18 protein-coding genes and 9 pseudogenes are annotated in these 23,959 nt (G+C 60.7%); 17 read left to right on the top strand and 10 right to left on the bottom strand.

Annotation, left to right across the window (positions count from 1 at the left end; all coding sequences use genetic code 11):
* The first annotated feature begins 198 nt into the window (after positions 1–198).
* Together JMY24_RS31160 and JMY24_RS31155 are read left to right on the top strand one after the other, a co-directional pair.
* Positions 199–483: a CopG family ribbon-helix-helix protein gene (locus tag JMY24_RS31160; RefSeq protein ID WP_128597563.1), complete on the top strand. Its 285-nt coding sequence runs from the start codon at positions 199–201 to the stop codon at positions 481–483.
* Positions 471–779, top strand: a complete 309-nt coding sequence (locus tag JMY24_RS31155) for a type II toxin-antitoxin system RelE/ParE family toxin (protein ID WP_128597564.1) — start codon at positions 471–473, stop codon at positions 777–779. Before JMY24_RS31160 ends, JMY24_RS31155 begins: the two co-directional genes overlap by 13 nt.
* Before the next feature lie 383 nt (positions 780–1,162).
* On the opposite strand, the gene JMY24_RS31150 is transcribed toward JMY24_RS31155, so the two are convergent.
* Together JMY24_RS31150 and JMY24_RS31145 are read right to left on the bottom strand one after the other, a co-directional pair.
* A complete protein-coding gene (locus JMY24_RS31150; protein ID WP_128597565.1) occupies positions 1,163–1,501 on the bottom strand; it encodes a type II toxin-antitoxin system RelE/ParE family toxin in 339 nt (112 codons plus the stop codon).
* A complete protein-coding gene (locus JMY24_RS31145; RefSeq protein ID WP_128597566.1) occupies positions 1,498–1,734 on the bottom strand; it encodes a type II toxin-antitoxin system ParD family antitoxin in 237 nt (78 codons plus the stop codon). The genes JMY24_RS31150 and JMY24_RS31145 overlap by 4 nt, the downstream gene beginning before the upstream one ends.
* Before the next feature lie 567 nt (positions 1,735–2,301).
* Between JMY24_RS31145 and JMY24_RS31140 the strand changes: the two are divergent.
* A pseudogene (locus tag JMY24_RS31140) lies at positions 2,302–2,773 on the top strand (adenosine-specific kinase); the annotation flags it as partial.
* A 57-nt stretch (positions 2,774–2,830) separates the two neighbouring features.
* Here JMY24_RS31140 and JMY24_RS31135 read toward each other — a convergent pair.
* Positions 2,831–5,587, bottom strand: coding sequence for a UPF0182 family membrane protein (locus tag JMY24_RS31135; RefSeq protein ID WP_128597567.1), 2,757 nt, complete (start codon positions 5,585–5,587; stop codon positions 2,831–2,833).
* Between the two features lie 256 nt (positions 5,588–5,843).
* On the opposite strand from JMY24_RS31135, the gene parS reads away from it, so the two are divergent.
* The 5 genes and pseudogenes from parS to JMY24_RS39425 all read left to right on the top strand — a co-directional run bounded on the left by parS (position 5,844) and on the right by JMY24_RS39425 (position 9,743).
* Positions 5,844–6,359, top strand: coding sequence for a type II RES/Xre toxin-antitoxin system antitoxin (parS, locus tag JMY24_RS31130; RefSeq protein ID WP_236597594.1), 516 nt, complete (start codon positions 5,844–5,846; stop codon positions 6,357–6,359).
* Positions 6,359–6,832 (top strand): RES family NAD+ phosphorylase, encoded by a 474-nt coding sequence (locus JMY24_RS31125; RefSeq protein WP_128597583.1) that lies wholly within the window; start codon positions 6,359–6,361, stop codon positions 6,830–6,832. Before parS ends, JMY24_RS31125 begins: the two co-directional genes overlap by 1 nt.
* Before the next feature lie 988 nt (positions 6,833–7,820).
* A complete protein-coding gene (locus JMY24_RS31120) occupies positions 7,821–8,099 on the top strand; it encodes an HU family DNA-binding protein (RefSeq protein ID WP_128597568.1) in 279 nt (92 codons plus the stop codon).
* 186 nt (positions 8,100–8,285) lie between these two features.
* Positions 8,286–8,564: an HU family DNA-binding protein gene (locus tag JMY24_RS31115; protein WP_128597569.1), complete on the top strand. Its 279-nt coding sequence runs from the start codon at positions 8,286–8,288 to the stop codon at positions 8,562–8,564.
* Positions 8,565–8,668: 104 nt separating this feature from the next.
* A pseudogene (locus JMY24_RS39425) lies at positions 8,669–9,743 on the top strand (PDDEXK nuclease domain-containing protein).
* A 651-nt stretch (positions 9,744–10,394) separates the two neighbouring features.
* Here the strand turns inward: JMY24_RS39425 and JMY24_RS31105 are convergent.
* Positions 10,395–10,913: pseudogene (locus JMY24_RS31105) on the bottom strand (type 2 periplasmic-binding domain-containing protein); the annotation flags it as partial.
* 411 nt (positions 10,914–11,324) lie between these two features.
* On the opposite strand from JMY24_RS31105, the gene JMY24_RS31100 reads away from it, so the two are divergent.
* The 3 genes and pseudogenes from JMY24_RS31100 to JMY24_RS31090 form a co-directional block, all read left to right on the top strand.
* Positions 11,325–11,666, top strand: a complete 342-nt coding sequence (locus JMY24_RS31100) for a hypothetical protein (protein WP_128597570.1) — start codon at positions 11,325–11,327, stop codon at positions 11,664–11,666.
* A gap of 559 nt (positions 11,667–12,225) precedes the next feature.
* Positions 12,226–13,063: pseudogene (locus JMY24_RS31095) on the top strand (cytochrome c).
* A 16-nt stretch (positions 13,064–13,079) separates the two neighbouring features.
* Positions 13,080–13,685, top strand: a pseudogene (locus JMY24_RS31090) (BamA/TamA family outer membrane protein); the annotation flags it as partial.
* 128 nt (positions 13,686–13,813) lie between these two features.
* Here the strand turns inward: JMY24_RS31090 and JMY24_RS39420 are convergent.
* Positions 13,814–13,909, bottom strand: a pseudogene (locus JMY24_RS39420) (DUF3300 domain-containing protein); the annotation flags it as partial.
* A 53-nt stretch (positions 13,910–13,962) separates the two neighbouring features.
* Positions 13,963–14,157, bottom strand: a pseudogene (locus JMY24_RS31080) (IS6 family transposase); the annotation flags it as partial.
* A 298-nt stretch (positions 14,158–14,455) separates the two neighbouring features.
* Between JMY24_RS31080 and JMY24_RS31075 the strand changes: the two are divergent.
* Positions 14,456–16,996 carry a mechanosensitive ion channel family protein gene (locus tag JMY24_RS31075; RefSeq protein ID WP_128597574.1) on the top strand — a complete coding sequence of 847 codons (2,541 nt, stop codon included), beginning with the start codon at positions 14,456–14,458 and terminating at the stop codon, positions 16,994–16,996.
* A 112-nt stretch (positions 16,997–17,108) separates the two neighbouring features.
* Here JMY24_RS31075 and JMY24_RS38620 read toward each other — a convergent pair whose 3' ends face one another.
* Positions 17,109–17,663 carry an EAL domain-containing protein gene (locus tag JMY24_RS38620; RefSeq protein WP_128597575.1) on the bottom strand — a complete coding sequence of 185 codons (555 nt, stop codon included), beginning with the start codon at positions 17,661–17,663 and terminating at the stop codon, positions 17,109–17,111.
* Positions 17,664–17,741: 78 nt separating this feature from the next.
* Here JMY24_RS38620 and JMY24_RS38615 point away from each other — a divergent pair, with 78 nt between their 5' ends.
* The 4 genes and pseudogenes from JMY24_RS38615 (at position 17,742) to JMY24_RS31055 (ending at position 21,168) form a co-directional block, all read left to right on the top strand.
* Positions 17,742–18,167 (top strand): MipA/OmpV family protein, encoded by a 426-nt coding sequence (locus JMY24_RS38615; RefSeq protein ID WP_236597600.1) that lies wholly within the window; start codon positions 17,742–17,744, stop codon positions 18,165–18,167.
* Positions 18,168–18,316: 149 nt separating this feature from the next.
* Positions 18,317–19,631 (top strand): annotated as a pseudogene (locus tag JMY24_RS31065) (DUF3300 domain-containing protein).
* Between the two features lie 12 nt (positions 19,632–19,643).
* A complete protein-coding gene (locus JMY24_RS31060; protein WP_128597576.1) occupies positions 19,644–20,573 on the top strand; it encodes a DUF2950 domain-containing protein in 930 nt (309 codons plus the stop codon).
* A gap of 130 nt (positions 20,574–20,703) precedes the next feature.
* The gene (locus tag JMY24_RS31055) at positions 20,704–21,168 is read left to right on the top strand and encodes a universal stress protein (RefSeq protein WP_128597577.1); all 465 of its coding nucleotides are present in this window, start codon (positions 20,704–20,706) and stop codon (positions 21,166–21,168) included.
* A gap of 357 nt (positions 21,169–21,525) precedes the next feature.
* Here JMY24_RS31055 and JMY24_RS31050 read toward each other — a convergent pair whose 3' ends face one another.
* Positions 21,526–21,792, bottom strand: a complete 267-nt coding sequence (locus JMY24_RS31050; RefSeq protein WP_201703535.1) for a hypothetical protein — start codon at positions 21,790–21,792, stop codon at positions 21,526–21,528.
* 415 nt (positions 21,793–22,207) lie between these two features.
* Here JMY24_RS31050 and JMY24_RS31045 point away from each other — a divergent pair, with 415 nt between their 5' ends.
* Positions 22,208–23,029: a hypothetical protein gene (locus tag JMY24_RS31045; RefSeq protein ID WP_128597578.1), complete on the top strand. Its 822-nt coding sequence runs from the start codon at positions 22,208–22,210 to the stop codon at positions 23,027–23,029.
* A 69-nt stretch (positions 23,030–23,098) separates the two neighbouring features.
* On the opposite strand, the gene JMY24_RS31040 is transcribed toward JMY24_RS31045, so the two are convergent.
* The gene (locus JMY24_RS31040; protein ID WP_131321062.1) at positions 23,099–23,368 is read right to left on the bottom strand and encodes a hypothetical protein; all 270 of its coding nucleotides are present in this window, start codon (positions 23,366–23,368) and stop codon (positions 23,099–23,101) included.
* Between the two features lie 184 nt (positions 23,369–23,552).
* Positions 23,553–23,800 (bottom strand): annotated as a pseudogene (locus JMY24_RS38610) (hypothetical protein); the annotation flags it as partial.
* Positions 23,801–23,959: the final 159 nt, after the last annotated feature.

Here is a 23,959-nt window from a genome sequence, read left to right as displayed (position 1 = left end):
CTGATGTGAACCTTAACAGCGCCGCCCTCGCGACGCACCCTCACGGGGCGGCCGTTGCGGAAGGTCAAACGGTTCGAGCGCTGTAACTTGTCCTTTTTTGTGTGGTTCACGTGCTTGGGATTGGGATTGGATGACTGCGTGCGCCGGCAAACTTGAGAGAGTATGAGGTAGCACAGATGTGACACATGAGAGGTCTCTATGTCTACCACCACCCTCCGCCTTCCGCCGGAACTCCGCGATCGGATCTGGACACTTGCAGAAGAATCGGGAAGTACAGGCCACAGCTTCATGCTGGAGGCGATTGCCGAGAGGGTCACCAGCGAAGAACTGCGTCGCGAATTCCTGACTGAAGGTAACGAGCGCCAGGCAACCATGCTGGAGAACGGCCTCGGGATTGAGTGGGCCGACATGCGCGACTATCTGGGCCAGCGGGCCGAAGGGCGAGATCCGGGAGCACCGAAGGCCAAGCGATGGCGCGAATAACTCTGGCGCCTGAATTACGCGATGATTTTGGCCGGATCTTTGACTTCCTGTTTGAACATAACCCGGCGAGCGCCGCAAAACACATTGACGATATCGTTCGCGCGTTAGACCTCCTTCAGACGAGCCCTCAAATTGGACGGCCTGTTAGTGGTCCCGGCGCAATGCGCGAGCTGGTCATTTCCAATGGAGCGCATGGCTATCTCGCGCTGTATTGTTTTGCGGCTGAGCTGGACGTTGTGCTGGTGGCCGCCATTTGCAGCCAGAAGGAGTTGCGGTATCGGCGTCGCAGCAATTGACCGACCGTTAGATGTGGCTGTCTGTTTGGGGTGGCCACCGGTTCGTTCAATTTGACATAATCGAATCAAAGTTTACTTCGCAACCCTATGCGTATTAAGACGAATAGGTTATCAAATTGTGCAGCAAGCTGCTGCACAAATTCCGCATTCGACCGCGCCTCCAAGTTGCGCGGTGACGATCTGCGCATGGCGGGGAAGGCTGATCGACAACGCAGCCCGTATCAGCTGCCTGTCGACGATGTTGCGGTCGATCTTCCAGTACAGCGCGATTAGTTTGTGAGTATCGGCACTGCCGGTTAGATACAATGGCCGGGCACAATGGGGCGGTCAAAGGTGAGAAGTGCGTGAAGGCTCCTCACGGGCCTGATGCCGTGCAGAGGCTGTCAAGGAGTCTCATCGTCGTTGCTCTCCAGCCAAGTCGGAATATCACGCTTGCCGTTGAGCACGCGCCAAACTTCCACATGAGCCTCGCGCTCAATATAGAAGATCAGGTGCGGATAGCGATCAAGCCGCCACGACCGCAGGCCTAGGATATCCAGCTCGTACGCGTAACGGGGAGACCCGATGTTCGGGCGCTTGGAGAGGCGCTCGTATGCCTTCTCGATCTCCGTGATGAATCCGAGCGCGGCCTGCTCCGACCCTTCGTCTACGACGTAGTGCGTCACCTCGTCCTCTACGTCCTGCCTGGCCAGCCTTGTCGGTATGACGGGCTTAGCCGTCATTTGCGAGAAGTACGCACGCGAGCGCGCAGCGATTCGAAGTAGTCGGCGTCAACAGTGGCGGCGAGGCCGGACGTCGCGCCCTGCACGATTATTGCGCGCAGACGCTTGCGACCCTGATCTTTTCGGATCAGTTCGCGAACGTACTCGCTACTCGTGCCGTAGCCGCCCTCGCCAACCTGTTCGTCGACGTAGTCCTTCAGCGAATCCGGTAGGGAAATGTTCATGGTGGTCATGAAACCACTCTAGCACGCTTTGGCAAATTTTGCCAAAGTGGTGCGGCGTTATGAGGCGGCCGGCGTGTCGGGACTGCTACGCTCGCTTTCCGGCGCATAGACTATGGATGGTGGTCGGAGTCAGGTGGACAAAGGGCCGGATATGCCGCCGTGCGTGCGGCGTTCGACCGCACGCTCCGGCACTTCATGACCTCTTTATTTGACATGAAAGAAATGAACAACAGTTATAAGCCGTACTTATTATTTTGCGCGAGTTTGCAAAATAAGGGAGGGCGTTTCCTAGCGTTGGCCCGCAGGGCACCCGGAGGGCTCGCACCCACGTTCCGGAAACGGCGTCCGGGCATCGGGCGCGGTCCCCGATACCTAGCGATTGAGAAAGTGTCTGGCATTTCGGCTAGCGCAATTGGCGGCACTTTCCAAGCTCGACGAGAGGGGCAGCATCTGACGGTCGTCGCATGCTGCCGATCATAATGTTTCCAGGTTCCCGCTCCGTCGTCTTCAAATCAAGGCGGTCGTTCGCGTTGAGCATCGAACCGGGACAAATCGAGACACAGAGCGAGGTCTGATATGCAATTGCTCACGGTAACAGTCGTCAACCCGGAGCGACAAACTTCATCCTGGGCCAAACTCGCTTCATCTAGTCTGTCGAGGATCCTCACGAGGCGACGGTCAGTAACGTCCAAGGTATCAAGTTTGGTTTGGCCTTTTGCAAGGCATCACGCAAGCGCCTCGTGCGCCGGTCCGGCACCGATTCCACCTATCGGGCTGGCGTGCGAGAAGGGCATGACCATCGCTGCCGGCCACAGCTCCGCGATTTTTCTGGGCGATGGTTTTTCCCCGGTCAATGTTCTCAACGCCATCAAGGCGGTGTCGGAGGTGTGCCGAATTTTTGCGCGACGGCGCATCCCACCCAGATCCTGATTGCGGAAACGCATCAGTGGCGCGATATCCTGGGAGTGGTGGAGGGTTCCCGCCGGTTGGCATGGAAAATGAGGAAAACGTTCAATGGCGCAAAGATCTGTTGCGCGCCATCGGTTACGATGGCTTAACAGGGCTGTATCCGCTCTGCACGCGTAAACGTCTTTTTGCATTCAGGTCACTTCTGATCGCCGCCGGAACGGCCGGCGTCGAGTGCTTCGAGCAATGGCCGCAGGGTATCCAGTTCTGCTCCGAAGCCGCTCCAGTCTCCTGCCTTCAGTCGCTCAATGGCGCGGTCATAATGTGCTAGCGCCTCGCGTGCGCGCGCGTTCGCTGTGCCCCTCGCTGGCGTTGCCGTTTGCGAGGTCTTCTTGAAAAGCGCCGCCAGAGCTTCACCCAGGCTGTCTTCCATCACCACACGGTCACCGTAGGCGGCGATCACCCGCTTCAATTCAGGTAACTGCCCGGACGCCGCGCGCAAATAGAGTGGAGAAACGTGGAGGATCGAGTTCTCGATTGGCACGACCACAAGATGACCGCGAATCACGCGTGAGCCCATCTGGTTCCACAGTGAGATCTGCTGCGAGATCTCGGTGTTTTGCTGAATACGCGCTTCGATCTGAAACGGCCCATAGACCAGCTTGTCCTTGGGGAACGTATAGACGATGAGTCTGCCATATCCGGACGGATCGCAGCGCGCCGCCAGCCATGCAATCATGTTCTCCCGCTGGCTCGGCACCATCGGCAGCATGAGGATAAACTCGGCGCGTGCGTCGCCGGGGAGTCGCATGATCGTGTAGTAAGGCGGCATGGTGCTGGCGGCGCTTCCGCCATCCATTCCGACCAGCTCCCGGGGAAACTGCCACAGATCCTCGCGATTGTAGAAGACCTCCGGCGCATCCATATGATAAGCGCGGTAGACCTGTGCCTGGATCAGGAACAGGTCTTCGGGGTAGCGGATATGCTGCCGAAGCTCCAGTGGCATCGCGTCCAAGGGCTTGAACAAGCCGGGGAAGATGCGCTCGTACGTGCGCAGGAGCGGATCGGCGGGATCGCTGACGTAGAAATCGACCGTGCCGTTGTACGCGTCGACCACGACCTTGACCGCGTTGCGGATGTAATTGGCGCCGTCGCCGAAACCTGGCCGGGAGTAAGGAAACCACTGGCTGACGGTGTAGGTGTCCTGTAGCCAGAAGAGGCGCCCATTGCTTGCGACAACATAGGGGTCGTGATCAAGACTCAGGAACGGCGCGATCGTACGCACGCGGTCCTGAATGTTGCGGTGAAGCAGGATCCGGCTCTGGTGTGTGATATAGCCGCTCAACAGGATGTTGGGGTCGTCGAGCTGCCAGGCGAAGAGACCACGGCGTGCCACGCTGCCGATGGTGACGCCGTCGCGCCCGTTATACGTGGTGTATGCATTGTCCGCCCCTTTTGGATAGTCGAATTCAGCTACATTGCCCGTCACGATGACGTAATACTGCCGGCCTGCACTGAAATAGAGACGTGGTTCGCGAAGGGTCGGGCCGCCCTGGGAGACGGGCGGAATATCCCGCAGATAAAAGGAGGGCAAGCCCTCAGTGGATTTCTCGGTGACCGGAGACATCACAACGCCGATGCCGTGAGTGAAGATAAGATGCTGGTTCACCCAGGTTTGGGCGTTCGGCGGAAGCATCGCCGGTTCCAGTTCGCGCGCCGACAGCATCACCTGCCTGTAACCGGTGTCAAGCTGGTAGCGGTCGATGTCCACCGAGAGAAATTTGTAGTAAGTCCTGATCTCCTGCAATTGTGCGTAGGTGTCCATCAGCGGCTGCACATCCCATAGCCGGATGTTGTCGATGGTCGCGCGATTGGTCTGCAGCGAGTCGAGAGTCAGTTCCTGCCCGGCCTCGAACGGTTGGACCGCAATCTGCGCGAGGCCGTAAGCCTGTCGCGTTAGCGCGATATTGTGCTCGATATAGGGAGTTTCCAGCCGCAGCTCGCTCGGTTTGACATAGAAGCGCTGAAACAGCGCCGGATAGATCACGGCGGACGCAAACGAACTGCCGAATACGAGCAGCGCAACAATGGCCGGCAGCCGGTAGCTCCGCCGGCGCATGTTGATCCAAAGGGCGACGGATGAGGTCGCGGCGAGGCCGACAAGCATCCACAGGACCGGCAACTCGACATGGACATCGGTATAACTGGCGCCGACTACGACACCGTTGTCGCCATAGAGCAGGAGAAAGCGGTCGAGCCACCATGACCAGGCCTTCACCGCAAAGAACAAGCCGAGCAGTGCCGAACCATGAGTGATGGCGGCGGGCGAGAGCGTCCGTGGCGGCCGCTCCAGTGCGATGTCGCCGCGCAATCCGTAGACAGCACCTGCTGCGATCGCGCTGCCGAAGGTTAGCCGCAGCAGCAAGTTCTTGAGCGCAACGTACGCGGGGAGCGAGAAGAGATAAAAGCTGATGTCCCGCTCAAAAATCGGATCGCGCTCGCCAACAGGCACCTGGTAAATAAAGCGAAGCGCGATGTCCCAGCACGAGATTTCGCTGGCGGCGATAACCAGCCCAGATACGACGGCGACGCAGGCAATACTGGAGCGCCAGGGAATACGCGGCGCAATCAGTTCGACCACATCGCCAGTGAGTTCCGTCGCACCCGACGGGCCGGCTGCTTCCGCTCGCGAGGTATCGAGGCCCCTCGCGTAACGATGCGCCAAAATCCCAGACAGCCATACCGCGCATGCCGAGACTGCGAACACGGCGGCAAAAATCAGCGCTCTCGCGGAAAGAATGGTCCAGAAGACGCCAACATACCCGATTGAAGAGAACCACAGCCAGTCGACCAGGCAGCCGGTGATGCGTCCGACGACAATCAGGCCGGCGATGAGGGCCATCGTCGTGATTGCATACCGTCTCAGTCGCCCGCCGGACTTCACTCCTGACCGCATGGTCTCCTCCTGCCCAGGGCGTCGCCTATGCCTGCTGCGATCGAATCAATCGCGCCCGGCCGATCTGCCGGGCGCCCGCCTGAACGGCGTCAACGCAGCCCGGAAAATCCGCGCATAGCCATCCATAACCAGCGCAACGCAAGCTCGAGTGAAGCGGGTTCAGACCGGTTAAATGATTGTAGTTCGGCATGCCTATTGACACCGGCACGGCGCGCAAACGGCGCCTTCGTCCCCCGGCGGGAGGCAAGGACGCCGCATGTCACGTCACAGCCGCAGACAGATAATGCCATTTTGGTATAACGTAGATGCCAAATGGCAGGAGGGTGCAATCATGAATCTTACCGGAAGGGTGTCAGCCGACTCACTGCTCGGCGGTCGCACTGTGTTCCCACGCGCGCCCCGGTCGGGTCTTGAGTGGGTGGACGTGGTCCGTCATGGGATTTCGTCCCAGGCGCTCGACGCGATGCTCAGATCGATCGGATTATCGCAAGCGGAATTGGCGCAGGCACTCGATATTCCTGAGCGGACTCTGGCACGTCGCAAGCGCGAAGGTGTCCTGAGTCGTGAAGAGTCAACAAAGCTGCTGCGGCTTGCGCGCGTGGTCGCGCGCGCCGCAGAGGTTTTCGAGGCTCTTGACCCGGCACTCGCCTGGCTTAAGACTCCGATCGCTGCGCTGGAGGGCGCGACGCCCCTCAGCCTCGTCGATACTGACATCGGCGCCGATAGTGTGATGGACACGCTCGGGCGCATCGAGCATGGCGTGTTTGCGTGATGCTCACCGTATGGCGGGTGGTCACCCAGCGGTATGCGGATACCGCTTTCTCGGGTGAGGGCGCACGACTCTACGGTGGCCGGTGGAATCCCAAAGGCGTCGCGATGGTGTACACGGCGCAAACGCAATCGCTGGCGCTTCTGGAGATGCTGGTCCAGGATTCGCCGTTGCGTGCGCATTATGTGATGATTCCAGCCAGATTCCCCGAAACAATCGTGGAACGGATCGATCCAGCCAGTTTGCCCGCCGACTGGCGGGACATCTCCGCGCGCGCTGAACTGCAGCAGGTCGGGACGACGTGGTCGCAAACGCGCGCTAGTGCCGTGCTGGCTGTTCCCAGTGCAGTCGTTCCTGCTGAAACCAACTATCTGCTCAACCCCGATCACACGGATTTTGTCCATGTTGAAATCGGAGCCCGTGAGGAGTGGCTGACTGATCCGTGGTTACTGCGGCGTGCCGCGGCGCCGCTATAACAAGCGGCGCGCCATTCGATAACCGTGGCCGGGTATCAGTTGGTTCGACAGGTGCCAGCATCACTGGAAACAAAGCTGCCGTAGATCGAGCGTCAGAGCCATTAGGCCGGGGCTCCGGCACATGGCCTCCGTGGCGATAGGTGAGTGTCTTCGGGAGGTCGCTTGTTGGATCTGGGCACAGGCGGCGAAAAGGCGGGCGGCATGAGCTAGTGGTGCAATACGGCCTGGCACCATTAAGCGCCGTGAGAGGGCGTGCCCGTGATCGCCGACACCGGGTTGAGCGACGGGACGCAACGCTCAGCGTCGCGCGGCTACGTGATGGCGCTATGGGGAAAGGCAGAGGGGGAGTCCGTTATCTTAACCGCAGCTCGGGCGCGTCACCGGGCGACAGGTGCCCTAACGTTGGGTGACCTGTCGAAGGAAGGAGTTCCGAGACTCGATGCATTGAATGCAGTTTTGGTAATAGCAGTTATCAAAACTGGACGGACGCGAATCGCTTGCTCGGTCTTCGATTTCCGTCGCGGGCGCCCTTGAGGATAGCTTGACGTGAGTTCGCCGGGTACGAGCGGCGTCGGCTGAAGGCGAGGCGAGCGCGACGGGCGGGCGCACAAACCCGCAGGGGATGGCGGTCGGCGGTTCGCCTCATCGGCGGCAAAGCGGGAAGCGAAGGGGCAAGGATATTCGCCGCTTCGCCGCACGACGTCGAATGCGTGCTGACCGATTCCGGCGCGGACCGTGTAATGGCTTCGCTGCGACATGGAAGGCGATAACCCATGCGCAGCTCGCGATCGAGACGGCCGGACGGCATCGCGGGCCCGTCAGGAAAACGGGCCACCGTACAAAAGGTGACCTTTGACGGCAGTGCCACGGTGGGCGACGTTGGCTGCATCAAGGACAGCTCGGTGGCGCCGCTCTGAAGCCAGTTGCGCACCGGTGAGGGGATCGGGTAGGGTGGCGGCATTCAAAACCAACCTTGAAGGACATCGCCATGAACAAGCAGGACCTCGTCGACGCCGTCGCCGCAAAAGCCGGCACCAGCAAGACCTTGGCCGCCGAAACGCTCGACGCGCTGCTCGGCACCATCACAGCGGCCCTCACGAAGGGCGACACCGTGCAGCTAATCGGCTTCGGGTCGTTTTCGACAGGCGCGCGCGCCGCGCGTGTTGGCCGCAACCCGGCGACCGGCGCCGAGATCCAGATCCCGGCCGCGAAGACGGTCAAGTTCACCGCGGGTAAGGCGTTCAAGGATGCGGTGAACGGCGCTTGAGCGTGGCTGCAAGTTTGTTTCGGCGCGTTCAACAGCGCTCGATCTCTGCGATTTCTCAACCGCGTGTCCCCGATTAGTAACCGCGGTCGGGGCAGGAGTCCCCGAGACATGCACATGGCTCGGATTGTCAGCGGCGCCGGCGATGCGGTACGGTGCCGGGTTGGTCCCGCATTTCAGGCGCTATAAATGAACAAACAGGATCTCATCGATGCGGTGGCCGCCGGCAGCGGCGACAGCAGAGCCGCCACAGCGGAGCTCGTCATCGCCGTACTGGACGTCATCGCGGGTGCGATCAGCCGTGGCGAGACGATGCAGCTTGTCGGCTTCGGGTCGTTCTCGGTGGGGCAGCGTGCCGACCGCATCTGCTGTAACCCGGCGACCGGCGCTGAGGTCCAAATCCCGGCGGCAAAAACGGTGGGTTTCACCGCCGGTAACACCTTCAGGGATGCGGCGAAAGGGGCATGATGAGAGACGGGATTGAGTCGTTCACGTACGCGGATCTCCAGCAGGACATTGCTGACGTCGTTGCGGCGACGCGCGCTGCCGCGGCGCGCAGTGTCAACTCGATCATGACCGCCAGCTACTGGGCGATCGGGCGCCGCATTGTCGAGTTCGAGCAGGGCGGAGCAGAGCGCGCCACCTACGGCGCGGCGTTAATCCGACGGCTGGGTACGGATCTTTCGAAGAGGCTCGGTCGTGGTTTCGGCAGCCGGAACCTTGCCCAGATGCGGGCTTTTTACTTGGCATGGCCCGTTGACCGGATTGTGCAGACACTGTCTGCACAATCCGCCGACGCTTCAATGGTGCAGACGCTGTCTGCATTCTGCAGGGCAATCGGTTTCCAGTCTGGCCGCGAGCAATGGACTCGAGTTCGGCGCAATCACACGGGCGTTTCCGCTACCGTGGTCTGCTTACGTTCGTCTCCTCTCTGTGAAAACCCCCGACGCTCGTACGTTCTATGAAACCGAGGCGCTGCGCGAAGGCTGGTCCGTGTGGCAGCTAGACCGTCAGATCGGCAGCCAGCTCTTTGAGCGGCTTGCGCTGTCGCGAAACAAGGCGGCCTTGCTCAGGAAGGCTGCTGATGCCCAGCAGGGCGGGGTACTGACGCCCGAGGAGGCGATCCGCGACCCGTTTGTCCTCGAGTTTCTTGGTCTCAAGGACGAGTACTCCGAGTCGGACCTCGAGGCGGCGTTGATCCAGCGCCTGACGGACTTCCTGCTTGAACTCGGCGACGACTTCGCGTTTGTCGGCCGGCAGCGGCGTCTAAGAATCGACGACACCTGGTTCCGCGTCGACCTGGTGTTCTTCCACCGGCGCCTGCGATGTCTGGTCATCATCGACCTGAAAGTGGGCAAATTCAGCTATGCAGATGCCGGCCAAATGCACCTCTATCTGAACTACGCGCGCGAGCATTGGGTCAAGCCTGACGAAAATCCGCCGGTCGGGCTGATCTTGTGCGCCGAGAAAGGTGCAGCCGAGGCACGCTATGCACTTGACAATCTGCCGAACAAGATTCTTGCGGCCGAGTACCAGACGGTGCTGCCCGATGAAACTCTGATTGTCGCCGAACTCGAGCGTACCCGCGCCGAACTCGAACAGCGACGGTCGGCCTCCGGCCCCGGAGCTGCATCAACCGAAGACTGATGAAGGGGGCCATCCACGGCACGTTCGCCAGTCGGCTCGATGCTGTGTATCGAGATAGAACCTGGTCCGCGCTGGATCTCGCGGTGTATCCGCCAAGCTGTTTGCAGACCCGACCACCGGGTGCAGGCTGCGGCCGCCATGATTGAGCACTTGTCTTTATAGTTTCGTTTCGCGACGTCTTTTTTTGCAAGAACGTGACACTCACGCAACTAAAGTCGTTTCTTAACTTCAACTAAAGTTGGTTCCACCTGCGCTCAGACGGTCGGAACCGTTAATTCAATGATGTGCGGCAATCGTCACGCGACTTTGCTCGACGAAGCTAATGTGTTTCCACGCCTCCTGAGTACCGCCGGAGCTGACGGGCCGGTCAATTCGTTCCATGTGTCAGGCCTCCCAATAGGTGCCTTTTGCCTACGCTGCTTGCATGGCGAGGATGTTCATCAGCGTAGGGCTGAGGCAGTCTTAGGGCAGCTGGCGCGTGCTCGGGACCCCATTGAGTCCGGCGACGCGACCGGTTGTGTACGACGCTGCTAACTCGTTGAGCGAACCGTAACCGGTTGATTTGCATGTCGGGCGGTGTCCATTCCAACTCGAACCGAAGTAGCCCCACCTCGTACCATGCCAGTCGGGTTGTACCGAATTTGACAGCCGCTACGCCGTCGGCGCGACAGACGCGCCGGCGATCCCATGCCGCGCCAGCGCGTCGGCCACGAACCCGGACGCCTTCATCTCTTCCACGAAGCTGCGCAACAAGGCCGCCGCTTCGCCGCGGCTCTTCGGCGTGCCCATTGCCTGTCGGATCACCATGAAGCGCTCGTCGAGGAGCCGCAGGCCGGTCGTTGCGCGCGCATCGGCTTCGAGCTGCTGCTTGACGCCGGCCGCCACTTCGAGACCCTGTTCGTGGAACGTCTGAACGACCGTCGGCGACGAGGGCGCGCGAACGATCTGCGCGGCGTTCAGCTCGCGCGTGAGAAAGAGGTCATACGCGCTGCCTTTACCGACGGCGACGCGGTTATGCGCCTGATCGACATCCTGGTTGGTCCTGACCGGCGAGTCGTCGCGTACGAGATAGAAGCCTTCGATCAGCACATACGGCGCGGTAAAGGCAATCGTCTCGCCGCGCAAGGGATCGACCGCGAAGAAGCCGAAGTCCGCGCGTTCCTCGGTGAGCCAGCGAAGGAAGCCGATCAAGAATACTACGACTTGCGGTCTCGACATGGCGAAAAATTGGCATTCACACAGGTTGGTCGGTACAGCGCGACTACATTGGCCGGCGGCGTCTGATGAACCTGATGTAGACGCCGCGCTTGGTTCAACGCACACTTAAAAGTCGCACTCCCGCTGCAATAGCACGCTGCTTCAGCCGGAATATGCGACGCCCCCTCTACTATATTGTGGTGAATTCGTAGCAGAGTCCGCCTTGAGCTGCGCGGCGTGCGACCTCGCTCCCCCGTCAGGTGGCGTACAGTGCCGCGCCCCACAATCCGGCCGCCCTGGGAGGCCTTGCGGAACGGCCAACTGCAGTAAAGACACGGATTCGCGCGTTCATAGCGCACGGTGCTCCGAAGCGGGAGGTGATGTATGGCGCTAGATCACGACAGAACAACCGGTGTGCCTGTGGGCAATGGTCAGTACATCAGCCCGGCCGAATTTCTGCTGATGGCAGGCTTTCTCGCATACCGGGCTCCCCTGGCGGCGGCCGATGCCCGAGCTGCCGCCCGACGTGTCGTGGATGCCATTCTCGGCGTTGCGGCAGCTCACGGCTTCGCTTATTCGGACACCCTCGCGTCGATGATGACGAGCGCCGAAACGTCTACGCGCGCGTGGAGGCTCGCGGAGCTGGCTACCGCGGCCGTCGGCGATACGGTTGCTTACCTGCAAGTGATTCGCAGTGCTGGCGTGACGCTGGAGGCGGACCTTTGAACGCAGCCGTCCGCGCATCAAGAAGGCAGTTTTCTCGCGTCTGGAGTTCGGCATCTGGCTTTGCGGTCCCCGTGTGAATAGGGACGGCCTGGTCGGTTCTACCAGTGACGATCTGGGCGTGAATGTATGCATCGCGAGTCCGGTCGGATGCCGGGAGAAGTTTAGCTATGGCGCAAGGGCTCAGAAACTCGATTCTGGAATCGGCCGCGGCCGCGCGGAATTCGGGTTGACGCGCCTCGACTGTCCACGATGCGATGCCCACGGAGGGCAGTCTCGCCCATTGCCTCCGAACGCGCTTTCATTTCGAACAGTTCTCCAACCCGCTATCCAGTCGGCGGCTTTGAAGTACACAGCGGCCGCCTGGACGTCCGTGGAGTCGCGAGGACGAATGCCTTTTCCTGGCCGAGAGCAGGAGGTCAGTGAACGTTCTACAAAGCTGACGTTGGAGTGGCCGATGGCACTTGCCGATGCCCAATGAATTGGCGGCTTGGCTTTCCCGGCGCCTTCGGCGATTTTGCCTTCGACGCCGCCAGCAACAACAATGATGCATGGAGGACAAATGTCGAGACGCGTGTTGTTTGCGGTTGTGCTGCTGACACTCAGCGTCATCGGGCATCGTGCGACCGCGCAGCCCACGATTGAACTCAGGATAGGCGGCAAGACCCAGTCGTTTAGCCAAGCGACGTTGCTGGCGCGTCGGGATGCCGCCGACGTTCACGTTCCGCGAGATGTCGCCTATGGTACGTCGACGACCTACCGCGCAGTGCCGCTGGCCGACCTGCTCAACGGTGCGGCGTTACCTGCGGATAGCGTCCTCGAAGCACGTGCGACCGACGGCTTCGCCGCCCAATTGCCGATGGACCTCGTGCGCAACCGTGATCCTGTGACGGCCGTCGCATGGCTCGCGGTCGAGGACCCTGCGCAGCCGTGGCCGAAGCTGCCGGGCAAGCCGGTCAGCGCAGGTCCGTTCTACCTGGTCTGGGTCGGCAGGGAAGCGGCATCAGTCCGCAGCGAGCAGTGGCCTTATCAGATCGCACAACTTGCCACGCAACCATCTCCATCCGCGCGTTGGCCCGTGCTTGGCGTCGATCCGGCGCTACCGGCAACCGCTCCGGTCCGTGCTGGCCAAAGTCTGTATATCACTCAGTGTCTCGCGTGTCATCGGCTCAACCACGCGGGCAGCGGAGACGCCGGCCCCGACCTCAACGTGCCGATGAATCCAGTCGAGTACTTCCAGCCGGCCGAATTGCGCCGCTACATTCGCGATCCGGCATCGGTTCGAGACTGGCGCGGCCGCACCATGCCCGCTTTCCCGAGGGGCCAACTGAGCGATCGCGAGATCGATCTGATCGTCGCTTACCCTTGCGTACATGGCCCAACGGAAGGTTGGACGGTAAGGCATGCGAAGTGAGATTCGATTCTTCGTCCACCTTCACGGGTGGGAGCGTTCCCCGTGAACTGCGCAATTTTCAGAAAAACCAGCGAATCGGCGCCGGGAGTCTCATCGTGGACTATGATTCGCGCGACAACATTTTCTATCCGACCTCAGGCAGGTTCGCCGAATTCGAGACCCAATTCGCGCGGCCAGGGTTCGGCGGCACCGAGAATTACGACGTATACGCTGCGCGCGGCTTCACGTGGATTCCACTCACGCATACGCTGATCCTTGGCCTGCGGCTGGACACAAAGTTTTCAACCGGTGACATCCCGTTCTATGCGCAACCGTATGTTGATCTGCGTGGCGTCCAGAAGGGTCAATATCAGGACCGAAACGCGGTTGCGGCTGAAGCGGAGCTGCGCTGGGACGTGACGCCCAGGTGGTCGCTGCTCGGCTTTACCGGCGTGGGTAAAGCCTTCGGACGGTGGCAGAGCTTTTCTCAAGCGCAGAACGTCCAAAGTGTCGGGGCGGGTTTCCGTTACTTGATCGCACGCAAGCTCGGCGTGTCGATAGGAATCGACGTCGCCCACAGCAAGGACCAGAACGCGTTCTATATCCAGCTTGGCAGCGCGTGGCGTTAAACTGAAACCGAAGCTTGGTTGCCGCGGCGCATACCCATTTCCCCGGATGCGAGCAGTGATGATACAAAGCGCCATCGCCCGTCCGATCAATTTGTCGAGCTCGCAGCCTAACTGTGACGGCGGCTGAATTGCGGAAATGCCACCAGTGATTTCAAGCTGGCGTCCCAGGACTGGTTTTGTACCGCCTTCAAGGCTGCGTCCCCCTTCACATTCACATGCGCTCTTCCGCGATCTGATTCCGCCCGTCGGCGCACAGGTGCGGGAGGCGTCCTAAAGAGCGCTTGACGAACTCAGGCGCATAGCGCTGCACCCAGCGCAGGATCGTCGTTCGGACCGGCGACATGCCGCCATCAGCTGGACGAGATTCCGCAGACTGAGCTTGTAGCAGGTACCGGCCACTGCAGAGATCGATCACTTCGCGGTCAAGGTGACGGCCTGCGAACAGTTCGTCCGGGCTCTTCAGCTTGCTCATCGTCGGCTCTCAATTCGTTCCGCCCGGCACTTTAACCCTTACGCCAGCGCTACTTTCATCAGACCCCACGGCCTGATGGAGGCGGCCATGTCCGTTATCAGAATGACCGGGAAAAGGGCCGCACAGGTCAGATGCGGCGCCGTCCACGGCGCCACCCCAGCGGGCTGTGAGAGACCGTACAGTGCTACGGATGTGCACCGAAACATCATCAGCGGCGGGGCCGGGCTTGCGTTGAGTGTACATTTCAAAAAACCACGCCCCTTCGGTTCTCTCGCGACGGGTTTTGCAAAGGATCTCCATGACCGCATTTTTGCAGTGTGAATCCAACCGTGCCATGATCTTCGCGGGACTGCCGGCTCGCGCTGCATTGCATGCGGGCGTGCGGCGCGCCATTGGGCGCGCCTGCTTATTGCTGGGCGTGACGAGCTTCCTCGTTCTGTCGACGGCGGCTATCAATCCGGCGGCAGCGGTGCCACTCCTCGCCGGGTTGCAGAACAGCATCGACAATGTAACGGGCGGTTCGGCGCCGCCAGCAGCATCGGCGGGGCAGGCTGCATCGGCACCCACGCCCGCCAGTCAGGCCGAAATGGCGCGCTCGCTCGACAACCTGATCGGCACGCTGGAGAGCGATACCCAGCGCACAGCGCTGGTGGCCCATCTGAAGGGGCTTCGTGAAGGTGCCCAAAGTGCCGCTCCCGCGTCGCCGGCATCGTCCGGACAGGGCAACAGCGATCTGCTCGGAGTGATTGCGTCAGGCATTGCGTCCGTCGAGACGGATCTGAGCGAAGGCCGCACACCCCTGCATTACTGGGCGGCCCGTGCGAGCGCGGCGGCCAACGACCTGTGGATCATTCTCAGAGGCGGGCGCGGGGAATCGTTCGGCCGGGTCCTGCTTGGCATGAGCGTGACGCTTGCGGGCTGGGGCGCGTGCGCCGGCTTGCTCATTTACCTGCGGAGGCGCATCGGTGTGCGTTATGGCTGGAAGCTCGCGCTCGAACCGAGTCCAACATCGTTCGGACTTTTAAGTTTTGCATTTTGGCGGACGGCGCCATGGATCGTCGCATTCGTGGCGGTGGCGTTGTTCATGCGGGGAATGCCTGACGCGCTCGGCAGCACGCTGGGGCTTGTGATCGTCTATGCCATAGTCGCGGGCTCGATCTTCTCGGCGATCTGCCTGATCGTGTTCTCGGCGTTCAACACGGCACACCGGCGTGTCGCAGTTCATCAGTTGCTCGCGCGAAGCCGCTGGCCGTTGTTCGCGATCGGTGCATGTGGAGCGCTCGGCGACGCAACGGCCAATCCGGACGTCACGGGCCTGCTCGGCGTGAATCTCGCCGGGCTCATCTCGGCATGCGCAAACGTGGCAGCGGCCGTCCTGATCGGTTATTTCGCACTTGCTTACCGGCGACCTGTCACGCATCTGATTCGCCTTCGCCCATATGTGCGAAGGCGTGACCACAAACTCGCCACAGAAGCGCTCGATATCCTCGCGTCGCTGTGGCACATCCCGATCCTTTTAATCGCGATCGCGTCGGTCGTTGCGATCATCGATGCGCGCGGTTCGGAAGGGAACGTATTACAGCCGTCGCTCCTCAGTGCGGTGTTGCTCGTATTCACGCTGTTCGCGTCGGCGCTGCTGATGCACCTGACGCGCCGAAGGGACACCCGCGCACACCGCCGCGCGCCGCACCTGATGCGACTCTTGCGCTTTGCGAGTACGCTGCTCGTCCTTCTGATGTGGCTCGCGTTCATCCAATTCGAGCTGGACCTGTGGAGCGGTCCGATTGCGCGGATGATCAGGCACGGTGCGATGACGCCCAGTTTCAAGCACGCGCTGGTTACAGTCATCGCTACGGTCTTCGGCGGCTGGTTCGTCTGGATACTTTGCGATACGGCGATTCTCAACGCGCTGGGCCCGAGCAGTTCGCGGAACAAGGCACTCGACCCCGGCGTGCGCGCACGCACGATGTTGCCGCTCGTGCGCAACGCCGTTTTCACGACGATTGCTACTCTCGCTGCCATCGTCGCCGCCGCCACTCTGGGCGTCAATCTGACACCTCTCCTTGCAGGTGCGGGCGTGATCGGTCTTGCGGTCGGCTTCGGTGCAAAGGCGCTCGTCACCGATCTGATCACGGGACTCTTCATCATTGTCGAGAAGACGATCTCTGCCGGCGACTGGATTGAGATTGACGGTAGCCATGCCGGCATCGTCATGGACCTGACGATCCGCACGGTCCGGTTACGGGACGGACAAGGCGCGGTTCACACCATTCCCTTTTCGCAGATCAAGATAGTGAAGAACCTGTCGCGTGATTTCGCCAACGCGCTATTTGAGGTACGGGTGCCGTTCTCCGTTGACCTCGATGAAATCACACGCATGATTGAGGAAGTGGGCACCAATCTGCAGGGAGACGTTCGCCTGCGCAACGAAATACTTGCGCCGGTCGAAGTGTGGGGGCTCGACCGCTTTGAGACTAACTGGATGGTTGTGAAAGGGCAGATCAAGACGCGTCCGATGCAGCAGTGGGCCGTGGCGCGCGCTTTTAACGCGCGGCTCAAACGCAAGATGGACGAGGCGGGTATCGAGATTCCGGTGCCGCATCTGCGGCTGCACACCCCACCGAACGGGAACCACGCCTGGTCGCAGCCGGACGATGGCGTCCAGGACGAGAGCGGGCAAGCGACCGATGCGAACGGTGATGCCCAGCGCAGGACGGCCACCACCGAGCCGTTCGAACCGTCGGGGCTCAAGGAGCCCCCCGCGACGCAGCCACCGGCGGGTCAGAAAGGCCCCGCATCGTCGACCACTTCCTTGGGTAGTGATAGCGACCGCCTCTAAGGGAAGGCCTGCAAAAGTCCCTGGTATTGAAACCACCTGCAAACCCGGCTATCGACAAATGGACGTTCGAAGGCTCCCCATGGAAACGACGGATGGTCGCGCGTCGGTCACATCAGTCGCGCCCATCGCCGAAGCTGTCGCCGATCGGCCTACACCGGTTGAGCGTAGGGCATGTCTTTCCAGCCACGAGCCACCAGTTCGGTGGCAAGGGTCTGCCAAACAGCCAACCCTGAGCATACTGGACACCAACCTCGTGCAAGTAGGTTACCTGCTCCTCGCTCTCGACTCCTTCGGCAATCAGCATGAGGTCGCAATCGTTCGCCATGGCGACGATGCGGTCAATGACAGGCCTTGTTACCGCGTCACTGCCGATTGCGGACACGAAGGATTTGTCGATCTTCAGATAAGCCGCTTCCAGCGCGCCCCGGTACGACAAACTGGAGTATCCAGTACCAAAGTCATCGATTGCGACAGAGATGTCGAGTTCGCGTAGCCGTTGGATGATGCGATTGGCCCGATTGACATTGAGAAGCCCCCCTTCAGTCGCCTCCACCATCAGGAACGGCAATCCAGGCTTCTCTCGCGCCTGCCGGAGTTGCTCAACAATTGCGGTATCCGATTTCGTGGGCGGCGGACTTGGCGGGACCAGGGTGAGCTGCAGGTTCAACGAGACGTACTACGGCGTGACGGCGTTTCCACAAAGAGCGGACTGCCGCAATTCACCCCTGGTGGCGGATTGAACCATGTGACAAGCTGGCTCGCCGCGATTTATCAGATCAGCCCGAGCTGGTACGCGGGGGCGATGGTCTACTACCTGCGCCTGATAAGCGACGCTTCGGACAGCCCGATTGGAACGCAACGCGGACCCGCAACCAGGTCACTTACGGAGGGGGCACTTACGCATTCCGCTGATAGCCCCCGTGCTACCCCGGCCACATATGGCGCCCAAGAGGACGCTTGCTTTATACGCGTCAGAAACTACGATAGAAAACCAAAGCTTCCGAACAGCTCCAGTTCCGGCAAACCAGCAGGACCGAACCGTCGACTCGGGACCAGACTTCGCGGGCGTCGAGCGGGCCGCGTTGCGACCACCTGTCATTTTTGCTTTCGTTTTGCTGGTATGTCTTTTACGCGACTGAGACCCGCATTCAGAGAATGGTTGCGGCTCTGAGAGGCGGCGTTCAAGATTGACTCTTCTCCCGTTATTTCATTGCCCGAATTAATACCACCACCATCCGGAACATTAGCCGCGCAAGCATCGCCAGGTAACATCACGATCGTAATGTTTTCCGCGCCAACAGCCTGCCAGAAGGAGTAGCCATGACCAACTGGAATCAACGGTGGAGGAGAGCGGTTCTTTTGGGGCTATTTCTGCTGGCCACAATGCCAGCCTACGCAGATCGTGGACCCGAGAACCCTGCGGGATACAAGCCAGCGGAGATCGAAGCGCTCGTCGCGCCAATCGCTCTTTACCCCGACTCTGTGTTAGCTCAGGTTTTTGATGGCATCGACGTATCCGCTGGAGATCGTACATGCGGCGCGCTGGGTAAAAGCGAATCCGAATGTGAAGGGCGACGCCGCCGTGAAGGCGGTACAAAACCAGCCCTGGGATGCGAGCGTGAAGTCGATGGTGGCGTTCCCGCAGATTCTCGAGCCGATGTACGACAAGCTCGACTGGACCCAAAAGCTGGGCGACGCTTTCCTTGCGCAGCAAAAGGACGTGTTCGCCGCCGTCCAGCGACTGCGCGCGCGTGCGCAGGAATCGGGCAACCTGAAGTCGAATGAGCAGCAGAAGGTGATCGTCGAGCCGCCGCCCGCAGGCGGCCAGACGACCGTGGTACGCATCGAACCGGCCAATCCGGAGGTAATCTATGTGCCCGCCTATAACCCGACGGTCGTCTATGGCACCTGGAGCTATCCGGCCTATCCGCCAACCTATTGGCCGCCATACCCGGCTTACTACCCTGGCTACTACCCAGGCGCGGCCCTCGCGACGGGATTCGCGTGGGGTATTGGTCTCGCTGCCGCCGGGGCGATCTTCAGCGACTGCAACTCGTGCTGGGGCGGTGGCGACGTCAACATCAACTCCGACAGGGCCAGGAATGTCGACCGCAACTTCGATAGCAGCAAGGTGCAGGGACAGGGAGGCCGCTGGCAGCATGATGCGAACCATCGCCAGGGCGTCGCCTATCGGGACAATGCGACGCGCGACAAATTTGCCGGTCAGGCGCCGGGTGCCGACAGGCGTTCGCAGTTCCGCGGGCGTGGTACCGACACGGGCACGCGCGCCAACGCAACTGACCGCACGACCGGGGGCAATCGCGCCACAACCGCAGACAGAAGCAGTGCAGGGAACAGGGCGTCGGTTGCGGACAGGTCAGCAGGCGGCAATCGCGCAACGACTGCAGATCGCTCTGCATCGAACCGCGCCGGCACCGGCGACCTGAACCGTGTCAACGGTGGCAATCGCGGCAGTTACAGCGGCGGGCGTGACGGCGCATTCTCGGGCGTGGGGGCCGGCGGTGCTACGCAGCGCAGCTATGACCGGGGCAGATCCAGCATCCAGGGCTCAGGCTTTAACCGACCCTCCGGTGGCGGAGGTGGTATGCGCGGTGGCGGCGGTGGCCGGCGATAAGGAGCGAGAACCATGAATCTCAATTCAGGCATTTTTCGGAAGTGGCTGACTGTCATTTTCGCTAACCTCGTGGCCGCAGCGATACTCGCGTTCGCAATCGCGCCTGCGGCTCATGCGCAAAAGAATTTCAGTTCTGCGGAGGCAGCAATGAATGCCTTTGGCGACGCAGTCGTGAAAGACCGGGAGGACGCATTGCGCACGATCTTCGGAAACGACTTCCGCGATCTGATTCCGCCCGTCGGCGCACAGGTGCGGGAGGCGTTTCTCACGCAGTGGGCCAAGTCACATGCGATCGAGCCGATCGATGCACAACACGCGCACATCGCCGTAGGCGACGACGGCTGGACATTCCCGATCCCACTCGTCAAGACCAATCAGGGATGGCACTTCGACACGCGCGCTGGCGCCGAGGTGATGCGGGTGCGTCGCATCGGCCGCAACGAGCTGGCCGTCATTCAGACGATGCTCGCAATCTACGATGCGCAACGCGAGTATGCCCAGACAAATCACGATGGCGAAGGTGTGCTTGCCTACGCTTCAAGGATGGTGAGCTCGCGAGGCAAGCACGACGGTCTGTACTGGCCGACGGGACCGGACGACTCACCGAGTCCGCTCGGCGACGCGTTCGTGGACGCGAGCGCACGTAATGCCAAAAATCCCGGCTACTTCGGGTATCACTACAAGTTGCTCGAATCACAAGGGCCGCACGCCCCGGGCGGCGCCTACGACTACGTTGTTGACGGCAAGCTGTTCGGCGGCTTTGCAGTCATCGCGTGGCCGGTCCGGTACGGGAACACAGGTATCAAGAGCTTCATGGTGAGCCACGCAGGACAGGTCTATGAGCGCGACCTCGGGCCTGAGGGTGCCGCAACAGCCGGAGCGATGACATCGTTCGACCCGGATCCTCGCTGGACGAAAGTCGCCGAACCCGATATTCAATAGCCGGTGTAATCCGAAGTCGCGCCACGCCAACGCATCGATAAGTGGTTGCTCGCGACACGATTTCACGACTTCGGGCCCATTGCCTTTCGAAAGGGTATCGCGGACGACAGCAGACATTGGAGGGTGCGCCATGTACCGGACTATCCTTGCTGCCATCGACGGGAGCAGTTCGTCGAGACTGGCACTCAGGGAAGCTGTGCGTCTTGCAGCGTCGACACAGGGCGTCGTGCACGCAATTCACGTCGTGGACGACGCTCCCCTGTTTTCAAACTCCGATCTTGATCCGGTTGAACTCGTGGACGCCATGCGCAGGAGCGGAAGATCAGCACTCGCTGAAGCGGAGCAGGCGTGTGCAAAGGCTGGTGTCAGGTGTCACGCTGAACTGGTTGAACCAGGCACCTCGTCGGGCGATGTCGCCTCTATTGTCCAGTGGCAATCGGAACGGGTTCACGCCGATCTCGTTGTGATGGGTACGCATGGGCGCAGCGGCGTGAGACGTCTGGTGCTGGGGAGTGTTGCGGAACGCTTCTTGCGGCTTTCGACGTGCGCCGTCTTACTGATGCGTGACGACAAAAGTCAGGAACGCGCAATGTGACGTTGAAGCGTTAGTTCGCAAGAGACGTTGACGAGTGTGGAACGCAACTCGACTTTGAAAATACTCAAGCCGGCCAAATAGGTGGGAAGACGAAGAAGCTTTGACGACAGAGTGTCGGCGCCCGGTGCAGCAGGATTCTTCAACGATAATGCTCGACGATTTGACCCCGCTTGCAATATTGCGCGCGACGCGCCGGCGCGCTCGTCGGGATGGGCGTCCTGTGGGGCAGCTTCTGCATTTGCGTACGCATCGCTGCGAACGTCAAAAAAATGCTGGGTCCGGTTGGCACCGAGTTCATCGACATTCCCCCGTCGGCAAATCAAGCATCACCTTTTCCGTCAGAGTCACCCGCGCCGGTCATTGACGATACACCGAAATTGTCATCGGGATGTGTAGGCTGAGGAGAATCCAGAACAGTCGCCCGATTCTGAACGGAGGACCGGAACAGAACGCCGCAGCAGCAGAAGGCTGGTAATCAGTAAAACAGAAAATGCGATGCCGGCGATTGCGGCAGCGAGGGGGGCTCTTTGACGCTTGCTTGTCCCGATCCTTGCCAACTTCATCCACCCCGTGGACTGCAAAGACGTTCTTCGGAAGATCGATTCCGGTGGTGACAATGGACATGACTTTCCCTCCTGCTGGTGTTGATGAAGGTTGAGACTTCATCTTGGCACTTTGATGCCGATTCGCGCATCCCGCCGCAGCTCGGGGCAGGCAAGTCTCTGTCATTCGACACCACCTTTCTTCTTGCGTCTCGTTCAATATGTCTTCACAGTGTTTGCTGCGCAGAGTCTTTGTACTATCTGCAACCACTCCGCTCCTGTAGTGCTGAAGGTTTCATAAAAGAGCGCCGGGAGAGCGGCGGCGTGCAACCCACGTACGCAGATTGCCATCACACGTCGTCCCGGCCAACGGGGGGTGCACCGCGCGCGCCAGCGGCGAACTTCGGCTGCGCAGGGACGTTATTCAGGTCGAACTTTGACCATGCAAGCGCCGCCGCGCGGATCTAAAAGTTTTTGGAAAGGCAGGAGGGAGCATCATGACTCGACGGTCAAAATGCATCGCCGCGTTGACGACGGCTGCAATAAGTGGCTGGGCGTTGGCGTCCGACTCCCCTCCGGGCGACTCCGGCGGCCAGTGGCAGATCGCAGTGGGGCCTTACTTGTGGTTGCCGACCGTAAGCGGGACGCTCCGGTTCACGGTGCCCGGCGGCGGCGTCGACGACGCGTCTAGTGGCAGATACAACCATCTGCAGGACCTCAGATTCGCCTTGATGCTGCAGGGGGAAGCGCGCAAGGGCGAGTGGGGTGTTTTCGCCGACACTATTTACCTTAACTTCGGCCGGCATGATAGCTCTGTCAATGCGACGAGCGGTGTGCTCGGCACGCGTGAAACACAACAGGACGCTCAGACGAGCTTCGCGGGAACGCTGGTGCAACTGGGCGGCAGTCGCACCGTCGTGCGTCAGGAGTGGGGACACGTCGACGCGATCGCGGGGTTGCGCTATCTCGGTGTGAAAGGAACACTCGACGCTGCAATCGGCACGACGGGTGGCTCGGGCCCAGGGGCTAGTTCGGACTTTCATGTTGCGCAGATGCAGAACATCTTCGACGGGTTTGCGGGCGTGCGCGGCCGTGCAAATATCACCGAGGACGGCGCCTGGTACATCCCGTTCTATCTCGACGTGGGGACGGGTAGCTCCAAGCTCACATGGCAGGCGCTGACAGGGCTCGCCTATGCGGCAAAGTGGGTCGATGTCGGCCTGCTGTATCGGTACCTCGCATTTTACGGCTCCGGTAATCAGCTCGTACAAACGCTGCGCTTTAGCGGACCAAGCTTGAATGTGACCTTCAAGTTCTGATCGACAAAGCGTGCCGGGCGGCGATGCTTGCTCCGCTGCAGCAAGACGGCATTCGACCGGCACTCTGTGTCAGTACTTGATGTCCCTTTTTTGCTGACGACCTTCCTGTTTCGTGCCGCGCTTGTCCTGCCTGCACTGGGAATTGCTCTTCTGGTTCGCGGCCCGGCAATCGACCTTGCCCGTGCGCGCTTCATGTTTGGCAGCCTGGTTGGCATTCCTGCCTTGTTGGCGCTGTTGCGACTGGGTAGTGGCGAGGGCCGCGCCCGATAACACCAGAAGCCCGGCGGCGGCCAGCATTGCGCCCTTCCGTCTCCACAGTTCGCTTCTTGAATCGATCATTCACACGCTCCTCCGTTCTTGGTTGAATCGACGGCCAGCTATCGTGCCAAGCCGCCTTCGCATGCTCGTACAGAGCCAGATCCAGGAAAGCCTTCGCCGATTGAGGGAGCATCCATTGCTGCAGTTCGTGATGACGCGGATCTGCGCCGCCGAGATCGGATTCCCATGCACGAGCCGCGGCCGATCACGTCTCGCCCAACGGCGCGCGGTCGGGGTCGCCACGATGCGCGTCGAGTGCACGACTGCCCAAGTGGTCATCGACCCCACTGCCTATCGTTGGAGGGAATTGCGCGTCCCCGAGATGTCCCTCATTACGAAACGTCTGAGCTTGTCACGCACAGGATCCTTCAGCTCGGCGAAGTGCAACTCGAGGCCAGGACCTCGCTGCTTGCGGAACAACTCGCGAAGCATATCGGCCGATGTCACGTCGACTCCTTTTGTGACACTCGGCTGGAACGTTTTGATCGGGTGGCGCAAGTCCGGTCTTCGCTGGCGCCGATTGACATAGGTTCAGGGGCCTAGCGATACAGAGGAAAAGCCTGAGCTTGCCAAGGCTATGCGCTGCAACGGACTTGCGTTGGCCTAGCTAGA

The organism is Paraburkholderia kirstenboschensis, assembly GCF_904848585.1.
GTDB classification, from domain to species: Bacteria; Pseudomonadota; Gammaproteobacteria; order Burkholderiales; family Burkholderiaceae; genus Paraburkholderia; species Paraburkholderia kirstenboschensis.
The sequence above is the reverse complement of the archived record's forward strand: the minus strand, read 5'-3'. Positions and strand labels throughout refer to the sequence as shown.